Source organism: Streptomyces sp. TRM70350 (genome assembly GCF_019219825.1).
Lineage (GTDB): Bacteria > Actinomycetota > Actinomycetes > Streptomycetales > Streptomycetaceae > Streptomyces.
Genome location: NZ_JAHUXH010000071.1, coordinates 1 through 4,392 on the forward strand (window position 1 = coordinate 1; position 4,392 = coordinate 4,392).

A 4,392-nucleotide genomic window follows, 5' to 3' on the forward strand; every position below is an offset into this window, starting at 1 on the left:
CGACGTACCCCGCGTGGACTCCCCAGTCCGCGAGCCTGCGATGGCGGGCGCGGCAGCCCACACCGCCGACAACGCCGCCCAGCACATCCGCCTCGGCAACGGCCTCGACGACCTGGGCGACGTCGGCCGCGTAGGCGAGGACGTCCCCGTCACCCCAGCCGCCCACCTCCCCGGCGGCACCGCGGACAACCTCCCCGGCGGCCGAGCCGACGACCTCACCAAGGGTGCCCACGCGAGTCACGAACCGCCAAGCGGACCACGAGACTCCTCCTCGTCGCACACCGGCGATGGCCCGACGCCGAACAATCATGCTCACGACGCTGCCCACCATGCCGACGGTAAGGAATCGTTTGCGAGCAGCGGCTCCGCTGACGAGGGTGCTCCCCGAGGCGGCCACACGGACGATGGTGGACACTACGGTGATGGTGGCCACAACCCTCCGCCGTACGGCAACGACGCTGTGCAGCCGTCCCACGGGAACCCGGTGGATCCGCAGCCGGGGTGGCACGGCCAGAGTGCAGACCAGATGCGGCACTACCGGCGGCCCGCACTCGATGTGAGCCACCTGCCCCCCGAACAGCAGCTTGCTCTCCTGGAGCGCGAGGCCAAGGCACTCGCGGACGAGGCGAACAACGCGCCTGCTGGGGCAGCTCCTGCGGGTAAGAACCGCCTTGAGTCCGGCTGCGCTGGCAGCTTCCTGCACGATAACGTCATCACCGTGCACACCAGCACCACCAAGATGCATGGCCAGAAGCTTCCACAGACCCATCAGGTCCTGAAGGACATTCTGAAGGAAATCAGCGACCAAGCGGCGGCCAATGGGGCTAAGACGGGCCTTGGGCACGGGAAGTGCGCGGAAGTCTCCCTGATCAGTGACAGGTTGCATCAACTCGATCCGACGGGAACCGCAATTCTCACCGTACATGACGCGCGCGCCGCGCTGGAAGGCGGCGTCATGCACACCCGGCAGATCGGGGATGTCATCGACCGCGAGACCGGCCAGGTCATCAGCTCGCACAATGACTTCCTGCCACCCTGCAATACTTGTAAGCACGTACTGCCCCAGTTGGGTATTCGCGTGCATTCCTAATGTTCAGCTCACAGAACGGACCTATCCATGGCTTTCAATCAGCCGGCTCCGGAAGTGATCGCCTGGCTGACCGCGAATGGCTGGACTCCTAGCCGCGACATCGGAGAGCGCGCAGTGGAGCTTGTCGAGGTGCGTGTGCGGGACGCCGAAAGGCAGGGTGTCGCCTTGTCCCCGTCCCCTGCTGCCATCCGCGTCATCCACGCCTACGGCTTGCTCCGCCTCACCCATCCGAAGGCGGCGGGCGAGACCTGGGTGATGAAGCCGACGCTGGGCTATGAAGGCGATGCCGCGCTCATCAGAGAATTGGCGAGCGGGCTCGGAGTAGGCCTTTTCCCCGTAGGTTACGAAGAATCCGAGCGTGGCCTCATCCTCGTGGACGAGACGGGGCGCTGGTTCCATCTCCACCATACTGGAGGGTATTTCCTGGGAGCAGACGAATACGACGCGTTCTCCCGCTTCCTGAGTGGTGCTGAGGCCCCTGACGCGGAGGGCTACTTTGTCTGAGACATTCCCAGCAGTCGCCTCGTCCCTGCTGATCAACGGAGCGATTGTCAGCCATACCAGCCTGGTCGGAGACGGCCGCCCCAACCTCCACCCGGCTGTCTGGGCTTTCGTCGACTCTCTGCCGGCCGACCGGCGGAGGTCCTTCACTGGCCGGTGTGCCGAGTCTGCACTGATCTCGGACCAGTTGTGGAAGCTCGACGTCGGGCGCACAGACGGCCGTAGCAGCACCATCGTCGAGGCGGCTTCCCACTTCTCGGGGTCCGCCATGACGTCCCGCATGGTGCGCGGACCAGGCAACCCGGATCATGGCAAGCCCACAGCACCGTGCATGGTCTGCGCAGCACTACTGGATGCCCTCGGCGTCCGGGTCGTCGGCTCACCGCAGTGAAACCGACGCACCGGCGTATGTGCCTCGCTGGGCAGTAGGCGCGTCTCCGGCTGGCGCGTCGCCCTGCGGTGTGCTCGCCCGCCATGAGGGGCCCGCCCGGGGAGCGGCTGCCCCGGCTGAGCAATGCCTGGTACGACGACGAGACGGGCCTCTGGGATGGGAACGGCGCGCCCACGGTCAAGGGGGACTGGGACTGGCCGCGGGGACCCGGACCCAACAGTGCCTTCTTAGGGGTGTACGAGTTTCTCCACACCAGCGGCTCGTTCAAGGCGCACTTCTGGGCCCGGCAGCGGTGGGAAGCGGCTGCTGACCACGTTGATCCTCTTCTGCGTGCAGAGTTGGACACTCTGCTGCTCGGGTTGGTCTGGGACGGGATGGACGGAGAGGCCGAGCACGCCGATCCTGGGCTCTTCAGCGACGGCCCCGGTTATTACGGCGTGCTGCTCGCACGGACACCGGACAGCGTGCGGGAACCGCGCGAGTCCACGGACCTGCTGGAGGAGTGGGGGAACGTGCTGAACGAGGCCGCCCGGCGGAGCTGGTGCGTCGTGGGGTTGAGCGCATAGAGCAAGGGGGCTGTCCACGGCTACCGGTCACACCTTGGCCACCGTGACCCGCAGTTCCCTCACCAGGGCGCGGACGACAGCGGATGCTGTCAGTTCGGAGGTGGTGACGTAGCCGACCTGGCGTGGCGGGCGCTTGGGACCGAGATCGGCGATGGCGACCGAGTTCGGTGCTCCGACCAAGGAGAGCACCGTTCCATCGTCCTCGGCCTCGACGGTCGGCTTCGGGATCCAGTCCTGCGCAGCCCACCAGTCGCGGGGGTACGAGCCACAGTTCTCAACGATCCGCACCCGCGGCTCGATCCCGGGATGCCGGACGCGCAGCCGCTGAAGGACGGACGGCAGCAGGTGGAGAGCCGCGCTGCGGAAGGCCGCGATCCGCAGCGGCCCCTGCGCCGCGTCGGGCCCGGCCGCACCGCGCGCCTCGGTGGTCAGGACGTCCAGCAGGCGCAGGTCGCGCAGCTCGTGCGGGGCGAGGTCGGCGTCGGACGTGCGGGCCACAGGGCGCTCACCTCAACGTATGAGAACTGCTGCCCACCAGGCGCATTCCCGCCCTACGGTCCGACTCATGAACGAGACCGCACTCACCGTGCATCAGATTGCCCGCCTCCATGACTTTCCCACCGCCGAGCACTTCCCCTCGTGTCGGCACGGCGACCGGGCGGTTCGCGCGGCTGCTCGGCGCCGGACGGCTCGTGGGCAGCGCGGGCTCGGCAGCGAAGGCCCACCGTCTCACGCGGGAGTCGGCATGACGCCGTCTTCGACTACCACGACGGGCCCGCCGCCGACCTGTTCGCCAAGGTCGCACCGGACGGCATCGACGTGTTCGTCGACAGCGTAGGCGGCGAGCAGCTGGCCGCCGCGGTGGGAGCACCCTGGTCAGCAACTACCGCAAGCTCACCGTGCGAGACCGCGCACAAGCTCCATGCGCATGCTGACGCGGGCCGGTTGACAGCGTCGCCGCGAGAGCCTCAGTAGGCTCGCGGGCCTGCTTCCGTCGCCCGTACCGTACTGCTGGCGAATCCCGTGGGCTCCTCGCCCTTGTCGACGATCTCGCACTGGTACTTGCTTGCTCCGTTCAGCGGGGCCAGGGTCGCCTTGGGGATGTCGTTGCACAAGGCGTAGTCGATGGAGCCCTTGTAGTTGCCGACAGGAGCTTGGCGACGCCCGCTTCGGTGATGATGCCGGTGCTGGGAGTCGCCTCGTACTCGACGTAGTTCTCCGACCAGGCGGCTTTCTCGCCGATCGTCACATCCCAACTGATCTTCAGCCCGTCGTAGGTGGTCGTGCAGGTGGCCCTCTTGCCCGTCTTCGACTCGATGTCGCTGGGGCACTGGGCGGTCGTCTTGCCCTCGTCCTGAGCCATTTTGAGCGTGCGGACGCTCAACTCGTGCTCCAGCTGCCGGGAGAAGGGGGCGTCCTCGGCGGGGGCGTCCGGTTCCAGGTCGGGGCTCATGTCGGGCTGGTCAGCCTCTGGGGAAGGACGGTGCCTGATGGTGTCGCTTTGCTGTCGGTGTCATCCGGACTTGAGGCTGCACCGCCGCATCCAGAGGCCACAGGGTGCGGCAGGGCTACCCGCTGACCGACCCCGCCCGGCGACTGCGGGCTGTGGTCCACCGCTCACTCATCGAGGGTCGGGCTGCTTTCGGATGTGTGGTGCTTCTGTGAGTGCCGGACACCAAGATTGCGGCGGCGACCGATGGGTTGATAGAGATGGCTGGGAATCTTCGGGCGCATCGGGAGCGGTCGCCCAGCAGCCCTAGGGGGAAGGCGGGTTCGGTATGAAGTTCGACATGGGTGCGCAGACGCTGTCGACGCTGATGCGTGATTCGCGGGGGTCGAGTGAC

At 67.2% G+C, this 4,392-nt stretch carries 6 protein-coding genes and 2 pseudogenes; 5 read left to right on the forward strand and 3 right to left on the reverse strand.

Annotated elements, in window-relative coordinates:
• Window positions 1-232 (reverse strand): hypothetical protein (locus tag KWI83_RS39700; protein ID WP_256363380.1); only part of this gene is annotated, 232 nt, incomplete at its 3' end.
• 252 nt (window positions 233-484) lie between these two features.
• Here KWI83_RS39700 and KWI83_RS39705 point away from each other — a divergent pair.
• From KWI83_RS39705 to KWI83_RS37490, 4 genes are all read left to right on the forward strand, one after another.
• Window positions 485-1,090: a YwqJ-related putative deaminase gene (locus tag KWI83_RS39705; protein WP_308122401.1), complete on the forward strand. Its 606-nt coding sequence runs from the start codon at window positions 485-487 to the stop codon at window positions 1,088-1,090.
• 27 nt (window positions 1,091-1,117) lie between these two features.
• The gene (locus KWI83_RS37480) at window positions 1,118-1,594 is read left to right on the forward strand and encodes an SUKH-3 domain-containing protein (RefSeq protein WP_218518837.1); all 477 of its coding nucleotides are present in this window, start codon (window positions 1,118-1,120) and stop codon (window positions 1,592-1,594) included.
• The gene (locus KWI83_RS37485) at window positions 1,557-1,982 is read left to right on the forward strand and encodes a YwqJ-related putative deaminase (RefSeq protein ID WP_308122402.1); all 426 of its coding nucleotides are present in this window, start codon (window positions 1,557-1,559) and stop codon (window positions 1,980-1,982) included. Before KWI83_RS37480 ends, KWI83_RS37485 begins: the two co-directional genes overlap by 38 nt.
• A gap of 83 nt (window positions 1,983-2,065) precedes the next feature.
• Window positions 2,066-2,548 carry a hypothetical protein gene (locus KWI83_RS37490; protein ID WP_218518839.1) on the forward strand — a complete coding sequence of 161 codons (483 nt, stop codon included), beginning with the start codon at window positions 2,066-2,068 and terminating at the stop codon, window positions 2,546-2,548.
• 27 nt (window positions 2,549-2,575) lie between these two features.
• On the opposite strand, the pseudogene KWI83_RS37495 reads toward KWI83_RS37490, so the two are convergent.
• Window positions 2,576-3,058 (reverse strand): annotated as a pseudogene (locus KWI83_RS37495) (LysR family transcriptional regulator); the annotation flags it as partial.
• A 131-nt stretch (window positions 3,059-3,189) separates the two neighbouring features.
• Here KWI83_RS37495 and KWI83_RS39710 point away from each other — a divergent pair.
• Window positions 3,190-3,418, forward strand: a pseudogene (locus KWI83_RS39710) (NADP-dependent oxidoreductase); the annotation flags it as partial.
• Window positions 3,419-3,623: 205 nt separating this feature from the next.
• Here the strand turns inward: KWI83_RS39710 and KWI83_RS37500 are convergent.
• Window positions 3,624-4,001, reverse strand: a complete 378-nt coding sequence (locus KWI83_RS37500; protein ID WP_218518840.1) for a hypothetical protein — start codon at window positions 3,999-4,001, stop codon at window positions 3,624-3,626.
• Between the last annotated feature and the right edge of the window lie 391 nt (window positions 4,002-4,392).